We start from the raw sequence: 17,665 nt of genomic DNA, 5'->3' as shown, positions 1-17,665 counted from the left end.
CAACTGAAGCTTGACGCGGGATCCGGTCGCTCACAGCTCTCCCATTCGTCGGATCACGGGGGCCACCCGCTGGACGCCGTGGCGGTAGGCGCCGCGTGCGGCCCGGCGCACGATCTGGCGGACGGGGCCCGGGGCCTTGTCGGCGGCGGGCGCGCCCGGGAGCGGGACGCCGTCGGGGCCGAGGTGGTGGCGGGCCAGGATGCCGGGCAGGTAACCGGACGCGGTCTCGGGTGTGTAGTACGGGTTCAGGGGCGGCAGCCCGCCGGGCCGTGCGAGCAGCTTCGCGATGCGTTCACGGCCCGCGTCGAAGGCGGTGGCGTACGTGCCGTCGGCGGCGACGCCCTGCCGTGAGACCCACTCGGCGTCGGGCACCGGGCGGTGTCCGGCGTCGAGCTGGTCCCAGGAGGCGAGGCAGCCGGAGCCGACGAAGTGGTGGTTGCCGAGCGCCTCGCGGATGCCGAGGTCGGTGAGGACCACGGTGGGGATCCGGCGGTGCAGGGACTCCAGGGCGGCCGTCGAGCTCATCGTGACCAGGAGGTCGGTGCGGTCGAGCACCTCGCCCATGTGGCCGTAGACGAGGCGGAAGTTGGCGGGCACGTCCTTGCCCTGGACCAGCTTCTGGTACGGCAGTTCCTCGATGTGGGTGGTGTGCTCGCCGGGCTTGGAGCGCAGCTTGAGCAGCACCTCCCGCTCGGGGTGCCTGCGGGCGTGCTCGATCAGCCGGTCGAGCAGGTAGGTACGGTCCTTGCGGCTGTCGGGGACCGAGGGCTGGGCGGCGAACACCACGGTGTACGGGTCGTGTTCGCCTTCGTAGGGCGTCCCGCCGAGGAACGGCAGCGCGACCTCGGTCACCGACGAGGAGTCGGCGCCGACCCCGTCGTACACCGCGCGGAAACGCTCGGCGTCCTGGCGGGAGTTGGCGAGGACGAGGTCCGCGCCGTGCCGCAGCAGCAGACCGTCGGCGAGCTTCTCGTAGACGACGCCGACATAGCCGGTGACGACGACGGGCCGCTTCTCCCGGCCGGCCCAGGTGCTGCGCAGCCCGTGCAGCATGGCCTGCGTGCCGCCGCCGACGAGGGAGAGGACGAGGATGTCGTACTCCTGCTGGTCCATCTCTCTCAGGAACTCGACGGCCGTGACCTCGCGGAGCGAGTCCGCGTGGACGCCGACCTCCTGGAGCTGGCGGGCGGTCGGGGTGGCACGGCCGCGCAGGAGGTAGCCGTCGAGCCGGACGTCCGAACTGTCGGTTTCGTTGGGAATCAGGCGCTTCGCGGTGAGCGCCCCCCACTTCCACCGGGTGTCGGAATCCGCCAGGACTGCCACCCGCAGGGACTTCGTTGCACTTGCTGGCACATCGAAGACGCTAGGAAGCCATTCCGAGGAACTCCCGAACCCGAATCCAACAAAAGGTTAACAACACGTCTCCGGATGGGGAATCAGCTCGGGATAAGCCCTCAAAATTGCCTGGTTCACAGCTTCGCCACGCGTCGTTCACCTGGATTCAAGGCGACAGTCAAGACGGATGACGGGCGTCCGCCTAACGTCCTCCACGTGGTCAAGCTCTCCGTCATCGTGCCGTTCTACAACGTGCAGCAATACGCGCCCGACACCCTGAGGAGCCTGCGCGCGAACGCGCGTGAGGACTTCGAATTCATTCTCGTCGACGACTGCTCGACCGACGGGACACCAGAGATTCTCGCGCGGGCCGAGCGCGAGCTCCCCGGCGCTGTCCATGTCAGACACGAGCTGAACGGAGGGCTGGCCACCGCGCGCAACACCGGCATCGACAAAGCGCGCGGTGAGTACGTGACCTTCCTGGACGGCGACGACTGGCTGGCGCCGGGCTACTACCCGCAACTGGTGGACGCCATCGAGTCGCTGGGCTGCGACTTCGTCCGTACCGATCATGTGCAGTGCACCGCGCGCGCCCGGGTCGTGACGCGGGTGCCGGTCGGCCGCCGCAACGTCGTGATGAACCCGCGGGACGCCATCCTGCCCGCCGACCGGTCCACCTCCGTCGACTACGCCTACGCGTGGGCGGGCGTCTACCACCGCCGTCTGGTGGACAAGGGGCTCGTGCATTTCACGGACGGGCTGCGCACGGCCGAGGACCGGCCGTGGATCTGGAAGCTGCACCGGGAGGCCGGGTCCTTCGCCGCGGTGAACCTGCTCGGCGTCTTCTACCGGCGTGGCGTAGCCTCTTCACTCACGCAGATCGGCGACGTCCGTCAGCTCGATTTCATTCGCGCGTTCGACCAGGTGATCGAGGAAACGGCCCAGGACGCCGACGCGAAGGAACTCCTGCCGAAGGCCGTCCGCACCTATTGCGCCATCATTTCCCATCACCTGGGATCCATCGAAAGGTTCGAGCCCGCGGTGGCGAAGAAGCTGAAATCCATGAGTGCGGCCGCACTGCGGCGCATGCCGCAGGACGTGCTGGACGAGGCCCTGGACTCCATGGACCTCCAGCGCGCCACCAAGCTGCGCCGGCTGCGCCGCCGTCCCGCCCCCGCGGGAGCCGCCGCGTGACCACCCAGATCTTCCAGGCGTCCACCCTCTACGGCACGGCCACCCTCGCCGCCGCCCTGGACTCCGGCGCCTTCCGCCCGGCCGACCGGCGCATCCTGCTGGTCTGCAACAACGCGGCGACCCCCGAGACCACCCCGGGCCTGGACGAGGCGCCCGGCTTCGAGCGGCTGCGCGACCGCTTCGACGACGTGATCTCGTACAACGAGACGATCTTCCCGTTCCACCCGGGCGGCTGGGCCCCCCGAGTGGATGACATGCCCCTGTGGGAACGCTTCCTGCGCCACGAGTGGCAGCTGGGCGACGACGACATCGAGTTCGCCGTCGAGTCGATCCAGGTCAACCCCTCGCAGAGCCTCACCCAGATCTTCACCGGCGCCCCGGTCACGGTCTACGCCGACGGCCTGATGAGCTACGGCCCGACCCGCAACAAGATCGACCCGCTGGTCGGCACCCGCGTCGACCGGGTCCTCCACCTCGACCTGGTGCCCGGCCTGAAGCCGATGCTGCTCACCGAGTTCGGTGTCGAGGGCGAGGTCGTGCCGACCGCGGCGTTCACCAAGGTCCTCGCCGAACTCGCCCCCAGCGGCGACGAGTTGCCGCAGATCGAGGAACCGGCTCTGCTGCTCGGCCAGTACCTCTCCGCGCTCGACATCCTCACCCCGGAGCAGGAGGAGAACCTGCACGTCCGGATGTTGAAGGGCGCCGTCCAGCTCGGCCACACCAAGGTCGTGTTCAAGCCGCACCCCTCCGCCCCGGCCCGGTTCGCCCGCACCCTGGAGCAGGAGGCCGAGAAGCTCAAGGTCGACCTCACGGTCCTGGACACCACGGTCCTCGCCGAGGTGCTCTACCAGCGGATGCGCCCCGCCCTGGTCGTCGGCTGCTTCTCCACCGCGCTGCTCACCGCGTCCGCCCTGTACGGCCTGCCGACCGCCCGCATCGGCACCGACACGCTCCTCGACAGGCTCACGCCGTACGAGAACAGCAACCGCGTCCCGGTCACCGTCGTCGACGCACTGGTGCCCGAGCTCACCGACCGCAAGGCGGTCGAGGAGCAGCGCCCGCGGATGAGCGTCGAGGCGCTCGGCGAGCTGATCCGCGCGGTGGGCTTCGCCATGCAGCCGAAGATCTACCCGCAGCTGCGCGGGGAGACCGAGCGCTATCTGACCAAGCACCTGAGCGACACCACCATCCGTTACTTCAAGCGCAAGCGTCTGACCTCGCTCGGGCTGCCCGGTGGGGTGCCCGCGCAGCTGGCCTTCCTGCCGCGCAACGCGACCGTGCGGCGGATGGCGCGTAAGGCACGCAACCTGCGGCGGGTTGTTCGTCGCTAGGCGCTTCGCCGGAAGCGGCGCGTCTGCCGTCGTTCGTCTGCCGCGCCGTCGTGGCTGGTCGCGCCCACGCGGCGGAGCCGCATATCCACTACAGCCCCGAGCCCCCAGGCGGCGGCTGCGCCGCCGATCAGCCGATCAGGGGCGGGTCCGGATGACCGGACCCGCCCCTTCGGCGTCACCGGCCCAGGATCTTCTTGATCGTGGCCTGGTTCTCCTGGGTGACCTTCCAGAGCTGTTCCTGCCGGTCGTGCACGTCGGCGACGGTGCGGCCGTGGTTGTCGAGGATGCCGATGGCGCGCTCGGTGAGGACGTCGCCGAGGTTCTTCTCGTGCACCGAGACGCCCCACTCGGGCCGCGCGATGTCGTTGAGGAAGTACGCCATCTTCGGGTGCGAGATCAGCGAGATGATCGGCGTGCCGACCCCGAACGGGATCATGCCGGCGTGCCCGCGCATGCCGATGACCAGGCGGGTCTTGGCGTACGTCTCGCGGATCTCGTCGTTGGAGAAGTCGTACATCGGGATCACCGGCAGCGAGATGCCGTGCTCGCGGCGCAGGTCGAAGGCGATCTTCTCGTCGTCGAGGGAGTGCGCCACGCACTTGACCTCGGTGTGCTCGCCGATCTTGCGGACGGCCTTGGCCATCTCGGCGAGGAAGTGCGCGTAGTCGTGGCCGAAGCGCAGCCCCGCGCGGTCGTAGGCCGCGTTGAGCATGACCGTGTCCTCGCGGTACGCCGGGTCGGTCCAGCCGGTCACCAGCTGGCGCATGACCGTGGTGGGACAGGGCTGGAAGACGACCTTGTCCTGGAGCTCCGGCGGGAGCATGCCGCGGACCTTGGCGATGGAGCCGTGGTTGCGCAGGCCGAAGAAGGAGGACTTCTCGACCAGCAGCCGCAGGCTGTCGTTGAACCGCTGGGCGCGGTAGGACTGGCCGTCGAAGGCGTTGAAGCCGACCGCGTAGATCATGATCGGGACGTCGATGGCGCGCAGGTGCTCGTCCGGGACGTTCCACTGCCAGGCGCTGTTGCCGTTGGGCATGGTGTCCGGGATGAACAGACCGCCGCCGCCGATGACCAGGCCCCGGCGGGCGTTGACGCGCTCCAGGGCGGCCTTGTCGAAGTAGCGGTGGGCGTGGACGGAGTGCCAGCGCCGGGAGGTGGTGTCCGGGCCGAAGCCGAGCCGGACGGTCTCCGGGAGCAGCTTGTCGCCCGCGTTGCCCTGCCGGTCCATGTAGAACGCGACGTGCGCCAGCTGGTCCTCGGCGCTGCCCTGCTCCTGGGAGGGGACGGCGGCCGCGCGCTGGGCCCACAGACGGCTGGAGCGGTGCGTGGGGTCGACGGTGAGGCCGGCGGTGGCGTACCGGAGGGCCTCGGTGTTGTCGCCGTGCACCCAGGCGATCTGGGCGAGCCGCGCGAAGGCGGTGGCGGCCCGGTTGGGGGCGGCGGTGGCGAGCAGCAGCTGGGTCTTGGCCTCCTCGTAGCGGGAGACGCTCATCAGGGCGTGCCCCAGGACCTCGTGCGGCCAGGCCTCGTCCAGCGGGATGTGGACGCTGCTCATGACGTCGACGGCGTCCTGGTAGTCGCCGGAGGCGATGTGCGCGGCGGCCACCTTGCGGGCGATCTCCACGTCACCGGTGCGCTTGACGTGCGGGGCGCCGAAGTGGACGACCAGGTCGTGGTGGAGGCCGCCGGAGGAGGCGAAGTAGGCCGCGTGGAACTCGGCGTCGGTCATCTCGAACTCGCGCCAGCGGTCCTCGGCCTGCGCGTAGCCGCTCTCGCCGCCCTGCCAGGGCTTGTGGCGCCCGGTGAAGTGCAGGATCTTGGTGTCCTCCGGGACCGGGAGGTCGCCGGAGAGCCGCCGCTTGACGAAGTTGTACTTGGCGTCGAGGCGGACGAAGTCACCGTCCAGGACGGCGTTCAGGATGCCCTGGTCGTGCTTGTCCAGTTCGTACTCGCCGCTGCGGCCGGTCTTGTCGATCTTCGCGCAGAACTCGTCGGACAGGTACTCCTTCTGGATCACCAGAAGACCGGAGTTCAGCTTGTGCTGCCCGTAGAAGAACTGCGGGACGGCGGCGAGACCCTCGCGCAGCTCCAGGAGTTCGCCGAGACCACCGAGGACGACCATGTCGGTGTCGAGGGTGATGACCGTGTCGTAGTCGCGCAGCCGGAAGATGTCGAGGATGAAGTACGCCTTGCGGACCAGGTAGTTGTCCTGGTCGCCCTTGACGTACGAGTCGTAGTGCGTGTCGTTGACCCGCTGCAGCACGATCCGCGGGTGCAGGGCGCGGATCTTGGCGATGGAGGCCGGGCGCAGGTCGTCGTAGAGCACGACGAAGTCCTCGCAGACGCCCGGGTTGGACAGGGCGAGGCTGCGCAGCAGGACCAGGAAGCCGGGCAGGTAGTTCTCGTCCACGTAGGACGCGAAGGCGACCCGGCGCTTCTTGGTGAGGGCGCTGGCGTCGGTGTTCGGCGCCGCCGAGGTGAAGGTGGTCGTCATCGCAGGGAGATCCTCATGTCCGTCACGCTCTGGGCCCGCTGCATGACCCAGTCCTTCTCGCTGGTGTATTCGTGCACGGAGGTGATGGCCAGCTTCATGGCCTCCTGCACGCGGTAGGCGCCGCTCTCGTAGAAGTCGAAGCCGATCAGGTCCAGGGTCGGGCTGACGTCCAGGAAGTCCAGCAGCCACAGCATGTTGAACCCGGAGGTCGGGATGCCCGACCAGGTGTCGGTGCTGATCTGCCCGATGTTCCGCATCGGCCAGCGCAGTGACTCGTCGCCGAGGTACTTCTGGGCGCCGGGCACCAGCTTGTTGCGCAGCGAGTGCTTCCAGTCGCCCGAGACGCCGCCGAAGATCAGCCGGGTGGTCACCGGCTTCTCCCAGTTGAAGGCGTGCTTGTGGATGCTGACGTGGATGTCGGTGCGCTCGCCGGTGTGCTTCGGGTCGATCTTGTACGAGTTGAAGCGCACGACCAGGTCGTAGTCGTCGATCTGCTTGCCGATGCCGCCGGCGCCGACCCGGCCCGAGTTGGCGATCAGGCAGACGGACTTGCCGGCGATCTGGTTGCGGAACTCGCCGAGGCTGATCCACTGCACGCCGTCGACGGTGGGGTTGGCGACCGGGCCGCGCATCCGGACCCGGCGCTGCTCGGAGTAGAGCGCGACGGCCTGGGTGATGCCGGCGTCGTTGCCCTCGGCCAGGCGCAGGTCCAGGTACTGGCTGAGCAGCTCCTGCCGGTCGTTCACCGGCGCCTCGTCCTCGGCGAGGGCGAGCAGCGCGCCGACCAGGCGGGGCTCGGCGGCCCGCCAGTCGCCGATGGCGTGCAGGGCGAGGCCCTCGGCCCAGGTGGCGGTGGCGGGCCCGCGGACGTGGTCCGTGGCCGCGGGGACCTGGCGCTTGAGGAGGTCGAGCAGTTCGCGTTCGCGTTCGGCGGCGCGGCGCATGCCGGATATCCGGTTGGCGACGCCGAAGCCGTCGTCGGTGGTGAGTTCCAGGTAGCGCTCGTAGGCCTCGACGGCCTCGCGCTCCTCACCGAGACCCTCCAGGATGCGGGCGCGCAGCCGCCAGCCGGCGCGGGAGTTCTTGCGCTGGGCGAGGACGGTGTCGCTGATCACCAGGGCGAGGTTCAGCTCGTCGTTGTAGCCGCACTCCAGGGCCTTGTTGGCGACCGCGAGCAGAGCGTCCAGCAGGTCGTTGTTGATCCCGCCCGAGGGGCTCGCGGCGCCCTTGACGGCGCGCTTGAGGAGCGCCGTCGCACCCCCGGCCGAGGCGGGCGCGGGCGTGGTGGTGCCTTCCGTGGCGACGACCACCAGCAGCTTGCGCAGCTGCTCCGCCAGCTCCGCGCGGCGGCGGTCGAGGCTGCCGACCACTTTGCCGCTGTGCACAGCGCAGGCGTGCAGGCAGTCGTCCAGCTCCCCTCCGCGCGCAGGTGCCCGCCTGTTCTGGACCCTCGTCATAGCTCTCCTGATTTTGCCAAGCAAAGCTTGTGTAACGGCTGTGTGTGGTGGGGTGCCCCGCACCGGGGGGATGGATGGAGAAACTAGGAAGCCAAAACGACTGTATGGTTAACGAACCCCAAAGGGTAAGAGAATGGTTAGCAGGTTCACCGCACACTTTCTATGATTCCCCCAGGTGACGGTATGGGACTTCCCACGTCCCGGGGACTTCGCGAACAGATCGGATGATTAACAGTCCGGCCCCGGGTAGGCGTCCCGGACCATGTCACTCGCGACCCCCACTCTGGCGCCCTCGCCTGCGAAGACCCCGGTCGTCCCGGCCCCACCCGGGCACCCCCGCACCCGACTTCTCGCCCTCGACGGACTGCGGCTCGCCGCCGCCCTGATGGTCTGCCTCTACCACTACGCGGGACGCGGCGGAGTCGTCTCCGCGTCCTGGCACCAGAACCCCGAGCACGTCTTCCCGACCCTGTCCCGGGCGGCCGTCTACGGCTGTCTCGGCGTCGAGTTCTTCTTCGTCATCAGCGGCTTCGTGATCTGCATGAGCAGCTGGGGCCGCTCGCTGGGCGACTTCTTCCGCTCCCGCGCGGCCCGCCTCTACCCCGCCTACTGGGTCGCTCTGGTGCTGGTCACCGGGGCGTCCCTGGTCCTGCCCGCCGTCGTCCACCCGGTCCGCCTCGACGAGTTCCTGGTCAACCTGACGATGCTCCAACAGCCCATGGGCGTACCGCGGGTGCTCGGCGTCTGCTGGACGCTCTGGGTCGAGGTCCGCTTCTACGCGCTGTTCGCGCTGGCCGTCGTCCTGCCGGGCGTCACCTACCGCAGGGTGGTGCTGTTCTGCTCGGTGTGGACCCTGGCCGCCGTCCTGTCCACCGCGGCCGGCGACGGGTCATGGGCCCAGCTGGTCGTGATGCCCCAGTACGCCCCCTACTTCATCGGAGGCCTGGCCCTCTACCTCGTCCACCGCTTCGGCAACCGGCTGCTGCCCTGGGGCATCGTGGCGCTCTCCTGGATCCTCGGACTGCGCACGGCCACCGAGGGGCTGTGGCACGCGGGAACACCGCGCGACCCGTACGTCGTGATGCTCGTCGTCACCCTGGCGTTCGCCGCGGTCGCGGCGGTGGCGGCGGGCTGGACGCGATGGGCGGCGTGGCCGTGGCTGACCACGGCCGGGGCACTGACGTACCCCTTCTACCTCGTGCACGAACACCTCGGATGGTTCGTGATCCGGGTGCTGCACCGAGGGTGGGGGGTGCCGCCGTGGCCCACGTTGGCGGTGACGGTGCTCACGATGCTCGGGCTCGCCTGGCTGCTCCACCGCTTCGTGGAGACACCGTTCGGGCCACGGCTGAGGAAGGCGCTGAAAGCCGCGCCGCCCGCGACCGGGTAGGGGTGTTTTCAGGACCGCGGAAAGCCCTCGTCCGGATGTCCGGCCGGGATACGGAGGCGCAGATTCCTTGCAGTTGTTCCATAATGCGCACCACCTCACAGTTGGCAACATGTCGCGGCCCTGAATTCCGCCGTTCACGCGGTTGTACGGAGGCATAACCTCCACTTACCAAGGTCAGCCGGAAACCGCTTGTACGACGTGATCAGCTCTTCATAGCGTGTGATCCGTAAGAAGCTGGCGATGCACGTGGGAACAAAGGAGAGCTCGTGAGGTCTCGTTTCCGTTCATCGGCTGCCGCTGCTGCGGCAGTGGCGTTGGCCGCATTCGGTGCGGTGGGGCTGTCGTCCTCACCCGCGGCCGCCGCAACCGCCACCTGTTTCGGCTACACGGGAAACGTCAACGATTACGGGTACGACTACGTAGCCTGGCAGTACGGGCCCGACGAGTGCTTCGGGGTCGCGCCCTCCGGAACCATCTGGCACACCTGGTCGGGCGCCGGCGGCTGGAAGGAAATGCCGGGCAACGGCAAAGCCCTGCGCCTCGTCGGCTATTTCGAGAGCTCCGCCGGAAAGGCCGTCAAGGTCGTGACGGCGGCCGGAAACTACTACTGCAACTATGACGACTACGCGACGAACACGTGGGGCGGCTGGTACGGAACGAACACCGACCACTGCTGAAATCCCACGAGCCCGGGTCTGGCTGATGTCGTCACATCATCCAGAACCGGGCTCTTCACGTTCGACCATCTATTCCGTACCGCGCCGCGATCCCCGCGATGACCACTTCCAGACCCTCTTCGAAGTGGCGGTCGTAGTCGTCGAACATTTCCTTTCCCACCGCCGCCGCCAGCGGGAACCCGGCCAGCAGGCGGGCACGTTCCGCGAGGCCGTAACCCTCACGGCGTTCACCCGGGAGGGGCTGTACGCCCTGCTCTTCCGTCACGAAGCCGATGGTGTAGGCGTTCGTCGTCATGCCCGCCCGGGCCGCCTGGGCGAGGGTGAAGCCGGCCTCCGTCATCATGCGCAGGTAGGCCTCCTGCTCGGGGGCATGGTCGATGCCCGTGAAGCGTGAGCCGCTGTAGACCTTCGCGCCGTCGCGGTAGCCGAGCAGGGCCGTGCGCAGCCCTCCGCTCACCGTGCGCAGCCCGTCCTGCCAGGTGCCGGCGGGGTCGAGCCGGGTGACCGCGGCCATGCGGCGGTACATCTCCGTCGCCATCTCGTCGAGCAGCGCCTGCTTGTCCTTGAAGTGCCAGTAGAGGGCCGGGGCCTTGACGTCCAGCTCCTTGGCGATGGCCCGCACGGTCAGCCCCTCCAGACCGGCCTCGTTCAGCAGGCGCAGGGCCGTGTCGGCGACCCGGCGGCGGTCGAGGGGGGCGCGTCGTTCCGTACTCACGCTTGACAGCTTAACAGCGTTAAGGGCAGCCTTGCCGTCGACGGCACTTAACAACGTTAGGGAGAAATGCGATGGATGCGATGGATGTACTGGTCGTGGGCGCCGGGCCCACCGGGCTCGCCCTCGGGATCGACCTCGCCCGGCGCGGGGTGGACGCACGGGTCGTGGAGGCCGGCGAGAAGCTGTTCCCTGGCTCGCGCGGCAAGGGGATCCAGCCCCGGACGCAGGAGGTGTACGACGACCTCGGCGTGCTCGACGCGATGCGCGCGGTCGGCGGCCCCTACCCGCCCCAGCTGCTCTGGAAGAACGGCGAGCCCCTCGGGACGAAGCCGATGTTCGACTCGGTGGCGGCGGACGAGGGGGCGCCGTACACCGAACCGCTGATGGTCGCTCAGTGGCGCACGCAGGAGGTGCTGTACGCGCGGCTGCGGGAGCTGGGCGGCCGGGTCGCGTTCGGGCGCGGACTGACGGGCCTGGAACAGGACGCGGAGGGGGTGACCGCCCGCTTCGCCGACGGCACCTCGGCTCGCGCACGGTATGTCGTGGCGGCGGACGGCGGGCGTTCGACCGTACGGCGTGCGGTGGGCGTCGGGATGACCGGCGAGCCGGTCGACCCGAGCCCCTTCCTGGTGGCCGACCTGCGCGTGCGGGGCCTCGACCGCGAGCACTGGCACACCTTCGTCGGCGACGACGGCTGCGGCGTGGCGCTGTGCCCGCTGGCCGGCACCGACGACTTCCAGCTGAGCGCCCGGCTGCCCGAGGGCACGGAGACCGACCTGTCCCTGGACGGCCTGCGTCGGCTGGTGACGACGTACACCCACCTCGACGCGGCGGACATCGCCGAGGTGCGCTGGGCCTCCGACTTCCGCCCCCGCGCCGCGCTGGCCGACCGGTTCCGGGTGGGCCGGGTCTTCCTGGCCGGCGACGCGGCCCATGTCCACTCCCCGGCCGGCGGCCAGGGTCTGAACACCAGCGTCCAGGACGCCTACAACCTGGGCTGGAAGCTGGCCGCGGTGCTCGCCGGGCGGGCCCCGGAAGCGCTCCTGGACACGTACGAGGAGGAGCGCCGGGCGAACGCCGCCGCCATGCTGGGCCTCTCGACGAGCGTCCACCGCGGCGAGGTCCGGCGGGGCGAGGCCACCGTGCAGCTGGGCATCGGCTACCGGGAGTCCTCGCTGACCGAGGAGACCCGGGCGAATCCCGGACCGGTGCGGGCGGGCGACCGCGCGCCCGACGGCCGGAACGCGGACGGGGTGCGGATGTTCGACGCGTTCCGGGGGCCGCACTGGACGCTGCTGACCCCGGAACCGGTGACCGGCATGGACGGCGGCCTGCCGGCCCCGGAGTCGTACGGCCCGGGTGTGTTCCTGGTCCGCCCGGACGGCTATGTGGGCTGGGCGGGTGAGACGGCCGAGGGACTGCGGGCATACGCGGCGCGCACCGGGGCCTGAGCGCTCCGGGCCGCCGAGCAGCTCACCGAGCGTCGGTGAGCAGCGCGCTCAGGCGCTGGCCAGCGTCAGCTTCACCGCGAACCCGAGGAACAGCACCCCCGCCGCCGACGTGGCCGTCGCCGCCATCCGCTTGCGGCGGCGGAACGCGTCGGCCAGCTTGGTGCCGCTGAATATCAGGGCGCTGAGATAGAGGAAGCTGGCCAGCTGGGCGAAGGTGCCGAGGACGACGAAGGACAGCGCCGGGTAGGCGTACCCCGGGTCGACGAACTGCACGAAGAAGGCGATGAAGAACAGGATCGCCTTCGGGTTGAAGAGGCTGATCACCAGGGCCCGGCGGTACGGGCGCTCCTGCGCCGGGGCGGCGGCCGGTGCCGTCCGCTCCGCCGCCTGTTCCCTCCGCGACCGCCACGTCGCCCAGGCCGCCCGCAGCATCCCTGCCGCCAGCCAGGTGAGATAGCCGGCGCCCGCGTACTTCACGATCCCGAACAGCACGACGTTGGCCTTGAGCAGCGAGGCCACCCCGGCCGCCGACAGCGTCATCAGCACGGTGTCCCCGCACCACACGCCCGCGGCGGCGGTGTAACCGGCCCGGATGCCCTGCCGGGCGGCGACGGACAGCACGTAGAGGGAGTTGGGGCCGGGCAGCAGGACGATCAGGACGAGTCCTGCCAGGTAGGTGGGGAGATCGATGACGCCGAACATGAGACGTAGTCTCGCACGCGGGTCCGACAGCGCCCCGGGTGCCGACCGCCCCGGGTGCCGTACGGCCCTGGGTGCCTTCGTCAGAACGCGTCCGTCAGAACGCGTCCGTCGGGACGTACACCCCCCACACCTTCCGCAGCGCGTCGCACACCTCGCCCACCGTGGCCCGCGCCCGCAGCGCCTCCTTCATCGGGGGGAGCACGTTGTCGTCGCCCTCGGCGGCCTTCTGCAGGGCGGCGAGGGCCCCGGCGACGGCCGCCCGGTCGCGGTCGGCGCGCAGCAGGGCGAGGCGCTCCGCCTGCCGGGCCTCGATGGCCGGGTCGACGCGCAGCGGCTCGTACGGCTCCTCCTCGTCCAGCCGGAAGCGGTTGACGCCGACCACCACCCGCTCCCCCGCGTCGGTCTCCTGCGCGATGCGGTAGGCGTTCCGCTCGATCTCGCCCTTCTGGAAGCCGTGCTCGATCGCCGCCACCGCGCCGCCGAGGTCCTCGACCCGCCGCATCAGAGCGAGGGCCGCCGCCTCCACGTCGTCCGTCATCCGCTCCACCGCGTACGAACCCGCGAAGGGGTCGACCGTCGCCGTCACGTCGGTCTCGTACGCCAGCACCTGCTGGGTGCGCAGGGCCAGGCGGGCGCTCTTGTCGGTCGGCAGCGCGATCGCCTCGTCGAAGGAGTTGGTGTGCAGCGACTGGGTGCCGCCGAGGACCGCGCCCAGGGCCTGGACCGCCACCCGCACCAGGTTCACCTCCGGCTGCTGGGCCGTCAGCTGGACGCCGGCCGTCTGGGTGTGGAAGCGCAGCATCAGCGACCTGGGGTCCCGCGCGCCGAACTCCTCCCGCATCACCCGCGCCCAGATCCGGCGCGCGGCACGGAACTTGGCGACCTCCTCCAGGAACGTCGTACGCGCCACGAAGAAGAAGGACAGACGCGGCGCGAACTCGTCGACGTCCATGCCGGCCGCGACCGCCGTGCGCACGTACTCGATGCCGTCGGCCAGGGTGAAGGCGATCTCCTGCACGGGGGACGCCCCCGCCTCGGCCATGTGGTAGCCGGAGATCGAGATCGTGTTCCAGCGCGGGATCGCGGTCCGGCAGTACCCGAAGATGTCCGCGGTCAGCCGCAGGGACGGCTTGGGCGGGAAGATGTACGTACCCCGCGCGATGTACTCCTTCAGGACGTCGTTCTGGATGGTGCCGGTCAGGGCCGCCGCCGGTACGCCCTGCTCCTCCGCCACCAGCTGGTACAGCAGCAAGAGCACGGCCGCCGGTGCGTTGATCGTCATCGACGTCGAGACCCTGTCCAGGGGGATCCCGCCGAAGAGCACCCGCATGTCGTCGACCGAGTCGATCGCCACCCCCACCTTGCCGACCTCGCCGTGCGCGAGGGGCGCGTCCGAGTCGTGGCCCATCTGGGTGGGCAGGTCGAAGGCGACGGAGAGACCGGTGGTGCCGTGCTCGATGAGCTGCCGGTAGCGGGCGTTGGACTCCGCGGCCGTACCGAACCCCGCGTACTGGCGCATGGTCCAGGGACGGCCGGTGTACATCGTCGGGTAGACGCCCCGGGTGTAGGGGTACGCCCCCGGGTCGCCGAGCTTCCCGGCCGGATCCCAGCCCGCGAGGTCTCCCGGACCGTAGACCGGCTCGACGGGCAGTCCGGACTCGGACTCACGGGCCATGACGGTGACCTCCGCAGTACGCCGATACGCCAATATGCCGGTACGTCTGTTGGTTCCTACGATGCCCCTTTGTTCAACGGCGGTCACGCGGGGAAGCATCCTCGGCATGAAGGTCTCGGGGTACTCGGGGATCCTGGCCGCCGTACTGGCCGTGCTGTGCGGGTGCACGGTGCAGCCACCGGGCGGCGGGGACGCCAAGGGGCACTCGCCCGTCCACATCGACCTGCCGCACAGCCCGACACCCGTCGGCACCGCTCCCGCCACTCCCCCTCCCGCCGCTCCCGCCACCTCTCCCTCTCCGTCGCCGTCCGCCGTCGAGACCGTCCCGCCGCACATCGTGTTCACCCGCGGCGACACCGGCACCGGCGTCCGCGAGCTCCAGGCCCGGCTGCGCCAGGTCGCCTGGCTGTTCGACGGGCCGACGGGGACCTACGACGACCTCACCGCCCAGGCCGTCGAGGGCTTCCAGGGCAAGCGCGGGCTGCCGCAGACGGGCGAGACCGACGCCGTGACCTGGCGGCGGCTGGTGCGGATGACGCACAGGCCGGGGAAGTGGGAGCTGTACCTGATGGGCGGTCAGCCGGCCGCCGCGCCCGATCCGCGGTGTCTGACCGGGCGGGTGCTGTGCATCAGCAAGACCAGCCGGACGCTGCGCTGGATGATCGACGGGCGGACGGTGTCGACGATGTCGGTGCGGTTCGGGGCGCAGTACACCCCGACCCGTGAGGGGGTGTTCCACGTCTACTGGAAGTCCCGCCACCACGTGTCGACGCTCTACCACTCGTCGATGCCGTACGCGATGTTCTTCAGCGGCGGCCAGGCGGTCCACTACTCCTACGACTTCGCGGCGAGGGGCTACGCGGGCGGCTCGCACGGGTGCGTCAACGTGCGGGACGAGGCGGCGATCGCGGATCTGTTCGCCCAGGTGAGGAACGGCGACAAGGTCGTCGTCTCCTGGTGAGCGGATGACGAGCGGGGCGCGGGCGGGACCGGGGGAACGTGTCCCGCCCGCGCCGATGCACGAGCCACGGGTACGGGGGGAACCCCGGCTCTGTGCGACGGCCGATGACCAGTCGGCTCACTCTGTACTGCGCCACCGCCGCCGAAAACGTCACACCCTGCGGGAAAAAAGTTCAGGGACTTTTAAAAACGCAGGTCACAGCGGTGCGCAAAGGTCAGAGTGCGCTGTACGTGGGGCTGGGCGAGGTGGCGGGCCGGTTGGGCCGCAGGGGCGTGAAGGCGGTCGGGGCGGGTGTGGCCACGCCGTCCTGGTGGTGGTCGTTGCCCCAGCCGTCGCCCTTGCCGCCGCCGGTGCCGCTGCCCGGCCGGCCCCCGTCGTCGCCGCCCTGGCCGTTGTTGTCGCCCTGGCCGTCGTTCTGGCCGCCCTGGCCGCTGTCGCCGCCCTTGCCGTCGCCGGAGACGCCGTCCCTGCCGTTCAGCCCGTCCCCGAGGACGGCCTTGCAGAACTTGTCCACCCGGCCGGCGCCGCCCGCCAGTCCCTCCAGAGCACTCCTGCGGTCGGCGCCCAGGGACTTGCCGTTCCGGATCGCGCGGCAGGACGTCAGCGCACCGCTCCACCCGCCGGACGGGATACCGGCCGACCCCGTGTCCCGGTTCTTCGACCTGCCGGACGGGTCGGGCGAGGGCTGCCCGGAGCCGCCGGACGTGGCGTCGGAGGACGGCGTCCGGGTCTCGCCGCCGAGCAGCGACTCGGGCGACTGCGAGCCCTGCGGGCGTGCGGGGGTCCCGGCGGCCGAGACGGAGGCGGCCGGTCCGGGGTGGTTGTCGTCGAACGGCGTCGGCAGCACCCCGGTGCCCGCGGCCACCGCGACCCCGCCGAGCATGCCGACGGTCAGCGCGGCGGCGAGGCCGAGCCGTGCGGGGCGGGCCCAGCCCGGGGCCCGGGCCGGCCGGGAGCCGGCCCCGATACGGAAGAGGCCCGCGTCGGCGTCCCGCGCGCCCCTGCCCGGCCACGCGGCGGCACCGGTCCGCGCGGCCACGGCGGTCCGTGCGTCCTCGGCGGATTCGCGCGCTTTGCGGAAGGCAGCCACCGCGGCTTCCTCACCGGGGAGTTCGGCGGCGGCCGGCGTGGCCCGCGCGGAGAGCGCGCCGAGCGTGTCGGCGAGGCGTTCTGCCTGGTCACGGGCGGTGGCGTCGACAGCTTCGAGCGGCTCACCGCGCAGCAGGCGTTCCGCCGTTACCCGGTTCAGCCACTTGTACTGCTCGTCGGCCATCACATGTCCTTCTGCGTCCGCGAACGCGTATGCGTCACACTCGCGGACGTCACCGCACGAGCGTTCGGTTCTCGCTGGGGCGGCAGCGCGTCGAGGACGCCCGCCGCCTCGGGGTCGGCCCCGAGCAGCTCCGCGAGTTTCTTCAACCCCCGGTGGGCCGCCGTCCGTACCGCGCCGGCGCGCTTGCCGAGGGTCTCGGCGGCGGTCTTGGCGTCGAGGCCCATGACGACCCTGAGGACGACGGCCTCGGCCTGGTCCTGCGGCAGCCGGGCGATGAGGGAGAGGGTGGAGTCGGTGGCCAGCGCCTCGATGGCCTCGCCGGCGGTGTCCGACTCGGCGGCCCGGCCGGTCAGTTCCGTCTCGTCGCCGCCGATCGCGGGGCGGCGGCCGCGCATCCGTATGTGGTCGAGGGCGCGGTTGCGGGCGATCCTGGCGGCCCAGCCGCGGAACCGGTCCGCGTCACCGCTGAACCGGTCGAGGTCCCGGGCGATCTGCAGCCAGGCCTCGGAGGCGACGTCCTCGGCGTCCGGATCGCCGACCAGCGTGCGGACGTATCCGAGCAGGCGGGGCTGCACCGCGCGATAGACGATGCGGAACGCGGTCTCGTCCCCGTCCTGTGCAGCACGTACCGCGGCGGTCAACTCCGCGTCGTCCCCCAGCACCCGTGTGTTCCCTACTTTGGGCCTGAACCGGCGCCGCTCTCGCGGTCGTGGTTCTCGCCGTCGTGGTTCATCGATTGATCGTTGCGGTGTTCGGGACCGCAGATCGTTGCGGTGGTCATGCGTCCTCCGCGGCCCGGCGCGAACTGCACGTTACGACTTGAAACCGCTCGCCGTCCACGTCCGTACAGAGTGCAACTAACTCGTGACGCCCTCGGGTGTGACAGAAAACGCACTCATGGCGCTGAACACAGTACGGGCCGCCGCGCGGCCCGTGCCGCGCGACGGCCGGGGCCTCTCCTGTGGGGGGTGGCGGCCCCGGCCGTTGCTTCGGTGCTGCGCCCTCGGCCT

The 17,665-nt window shown here is 70.5% G+C and carries 14 protein-coding genes; 6 read left to right on the top strand and 8 right to left on the bottom strand.

Annotated features, from left to right (window positions below; all coding sequences use genetic code 11):
* Positions 1–30: 30 nt before the first annotated feature.
* Complete coding sequence (locus ACZ4UV_RS16710; protein ID WP_451020896.1) at positions 31–1,353, bottom strand: DUF6716 putative glycosyltransferase; 1,323 nt, start codon at positions 1,351–1,353, stop codon at positions 31–33.
* Positions 1,354–1,551: 198 nt separating this feature from the next.
* Here ACZ4UV_RS16710 and ACZ4UV_RS16705 point away from each other — a divergent pair, with 198 nt between their 5' ends.
* Positions 1,552–2,529, top strand: coding sequence for a glycosyltransferase family 2 protein (locus ACZ4UV_RS16705; RefSeq protein ID WP_351715083.1), 978 nt, complete (start codon positions 1,552–1,554; stop codon positions 2,527–2,529).
* Positions 2,526–3,860, top strand: a complete 1,335-nt coding sequence (locus tag ACZ4UV_RS16700) for an alpha-2,8-polysialyltransferase family protein (RefSeq protein WP_451020897.1) — start codon at positions 2,526–2,528, stop codon at positions 3,858–3,860. The genes ACZ4UV_RS16705 and ACZ4UV_RS16700 overlap by 4 nt, the downstream gene beginning before the upstream one ends.
* A 175-nt stretch (positions 3,861–4,035) precedes the next feature.
* Here ACZ4UV_RS16700 and ACZ4UV_RS16695 read toward each other — a convergent pair whose 3' ends face one another.
* Positions 4,036–6,354 carry a glycosyltransferase gene (locus tag ACZ4UV_RS16695; protein WP_467838580.1) on the bottom strand — a complete coding sequence of 773 codons (2,319 nt, stop codon included), beginning with the start codon at positions 6,352–6,354 and terminating at the stop codon, positions 4,036–4,038.
* On the bottom strand, positions 6,351–7,811 hold the full coding sequence (locus ACZ4UV_RS16690) for a hypothetical protein (RefSeq protein ID WP_451020899.1): 1,461 nt from the start codon (positions 7,809–7,811) through the stop codon (positions 6,351–6,353). The genes ACZ4UV_RS16695 and ACZ4UV_RS16690 overlap by 4 nt, the downstream gene beginning before the upstream one ends.
* A gap of 262 nt (positions 7,812–8,073) precedes the next feature.
* Here ACZ4UV_RS16690 and ACZ4UV_RS16685 point away from each other — a divergent pair, with 262 nt between their 5' ends.
* Entirely contained in the window at positions 8,074–9,201 is a 1,128-nt protein-coding gene (locus tag ACZ4UV_RS16685) for an acyltransferase family protein (protein ID WP_451020900.1), read from the top strand.
* Between the two features lie 266 nt (positions 9,202–9,467).
* Entirely contained in the window at positions 9,468–9,878 is a 411-nt protein-coding gene (locus tag ACZ4UV_RS16680) for a hypothetical protein (protein WP_390044291.1), read from the top strand.
* 55 nt (positions 9,879–9,933) lie between these two features.
* Here ACZ4UV_RS16680 and ACZ4UV_RS16675 read toward each other — a convergent pair whose 3' ends face one another.
* A complete protein-coding gene (locus ACZ4UV_RS16675; protein WP_467838576.1) occupies positions 9,934–10,593 on the bottom strand; it encodes a TetR/AcrR family transcriptional regulator C-terminal domain-containing protein in 660 nt (219 codons plus the stop codon).
* Positions 10,594–10,664: 71 nt separating this feature from the next.
* Here ACZ4UV_RS16675 and ACZ4UV_RS16670 point away from each other — a divergent pair, with 71 nt between their 5' ends.
* Positions 10,665–12,044, top strand: a complete 1,380-nt coding sequence (locus ACZ4UV_RS16670; RefSeq protein WP_467838574.1) for an FAD-dependent monooxygenase — start codon at positions 10,665–10,667, stop codon at positions 12,042–12,044.
* Positions 12,045–12,092: 48 nt separating this feature from the next.
* On the opposite strand, the gene leuE is transcribed toward ACZ4UV_RS16670, so the two are convergent.
* Both leuE and ACZ4UV_RS16660 read right to left on the bottom strand, forming a co-directional pair.
* Positions 12,093–12,746 (bottom strand): leucine efflux protein LeuE, encoded by a 654-nt coding sequence (gene leuE, locus ACZ4UV_RS16665; protein ID WP_390044285.1) that lies wholly within the window; start codon positions 12,744–12,746, stop codon positions 12,093–12,095.
* 94 nt (positions 12,747–12,840) lie between these two features.
* Positions 12,841–14,421: an acyl-CoA mutase large subunit family protein gene (locus ACZ4UV_RS16660; RefSeq protein WP_451022313.1), complete on the bottom strand. Its 1,581-nt coding sequence runs from the start codon at positions 14,419–14,421 to the stop codon at positions 12,841–12,843.
* Between the two features lie 106 nt (positions 14,422–14,527).
* On the opposite strand from ACZ4UV_RS16660, the gene ACZ4UV_RS16655 reads away from it, so the two are divergent.
* The gene (locus tag ACZ4UV_RS16655; RefSeq protein WP_451022312.1) at positions 14,528–15,382 is read left to right on the top strand and encodes a L,D-transpeptidase family protein; all 855 of its coding nucleotides are present in this window, start codon (positions 14,528–14,530) and stop codon (positions 15,380–15,382) included.
* A 214-nt stretch (positions 15,383–15,596) separates the two neighbouring features.
* Here the strand turns inward: ACZ4UV_RS16655 and ACZ4UV_RS16650 are convergent, their stop codons facing one another.
* Together ACZ4UV_RS16650 and ACZ4UV_RS16645 are read right to left on the bottom strand one after the other, a co-directional pair.
* Positions 15,597–16,655, bottom strand: a complete 1,059-nt coding sequence (locus tag ACZ4UV_RS16650) for a hypothetical protein (RefSeq protein WP_467838569.1) — start codon at positions 16,653–16,655, stop codon at positions 15,597–15,599.
* Complete coding sequence (locus ACZ4UV_RS16645) at positions 16,655–17,317, bottom strand: RNA polymerase sigma factor (protein WP_390044277.1); 663 nt, start codon at positions 17,315–17,317, stop codon at positions 16,655–16,657. Before ACZ4UV_RS16645 ends, ACZ4UV_RS16650 begins: the two co-directional genes overlap by 1 nt.
* Positions 17,318–17,665 lie beyond the last annotated feature (348 nt).

The organism is Streptomyces sp. NPDC028289 (assembly GCF_055565975.1).
The sequence above is the reverse complement of the archived record's forward strand: the minus strand, read 5'-3'. Positions and strand labels throughout refer to the sequence as shown.

Excerpts from the sequence above, each read along its gene's own strand:
- ACZ4UV_RS16695 (WP_467838580.1), bottom strand. The coding sequence starts at position 6,354 with ATGACGACCACCTTCACCTCGGCGGCGCCGAACACCGACGCCAGCGCC.
- ACZ4UV_RS16690 (WP_451020899.1), bottom strand. The coding sequence starts at position 7,811 with ATGACGAGGGTCCAGAACAGGCGGGCACCTGCGCGCGGAGGGGAGCTG.
- ACZ4UV_RS16685 (WP_451020900.1), top strand. The coding sequence starts at position 8,074 with ATGTCACTCGCGACCCCCACTCTGGCGCCCTCGCCTGCGAAGACCCCG.
- ACZ4UV_RS16670 (WP_467838574.1), top strand. The coding sequence starts at position 10,665 with ATGGATGCGATGGATGTACTGGTCGTGGGCGCCGGGCCCACCGGGCTC.
- leuE (WP_390044285.1), bottom strand. The coding sequence starts at position 12,746 with ATGTTCGGCGTCATCGATCTCCCCACCTACCTGGCAGGACTCGTCCTG.
- ACZ4UV_RS16660 (WP_451022313.1), bottom strand. The coding sequence starts at position 14,421 with ATGGCCCGTGAGTCCGAGTCCGGACTGCCCGTCGAGCCGGTCTACGGT.
- ACZ4UV_RS16655 (WP_451022312.1), top strand. The coding sequence starts at position 14,528 with ATGAAGGTCTCGGGGTACTCGGGGATCCTGGCCGCCGTACTGGCCGTG.
- ACZ4UV_RS16650 (WP_467838569.1), bottom strand. The coding sequence starts at position 16,655 with ATGGCCGACGAGCAGTACAAGTGGCTGAACCGGGTAACGGCGGAACGC.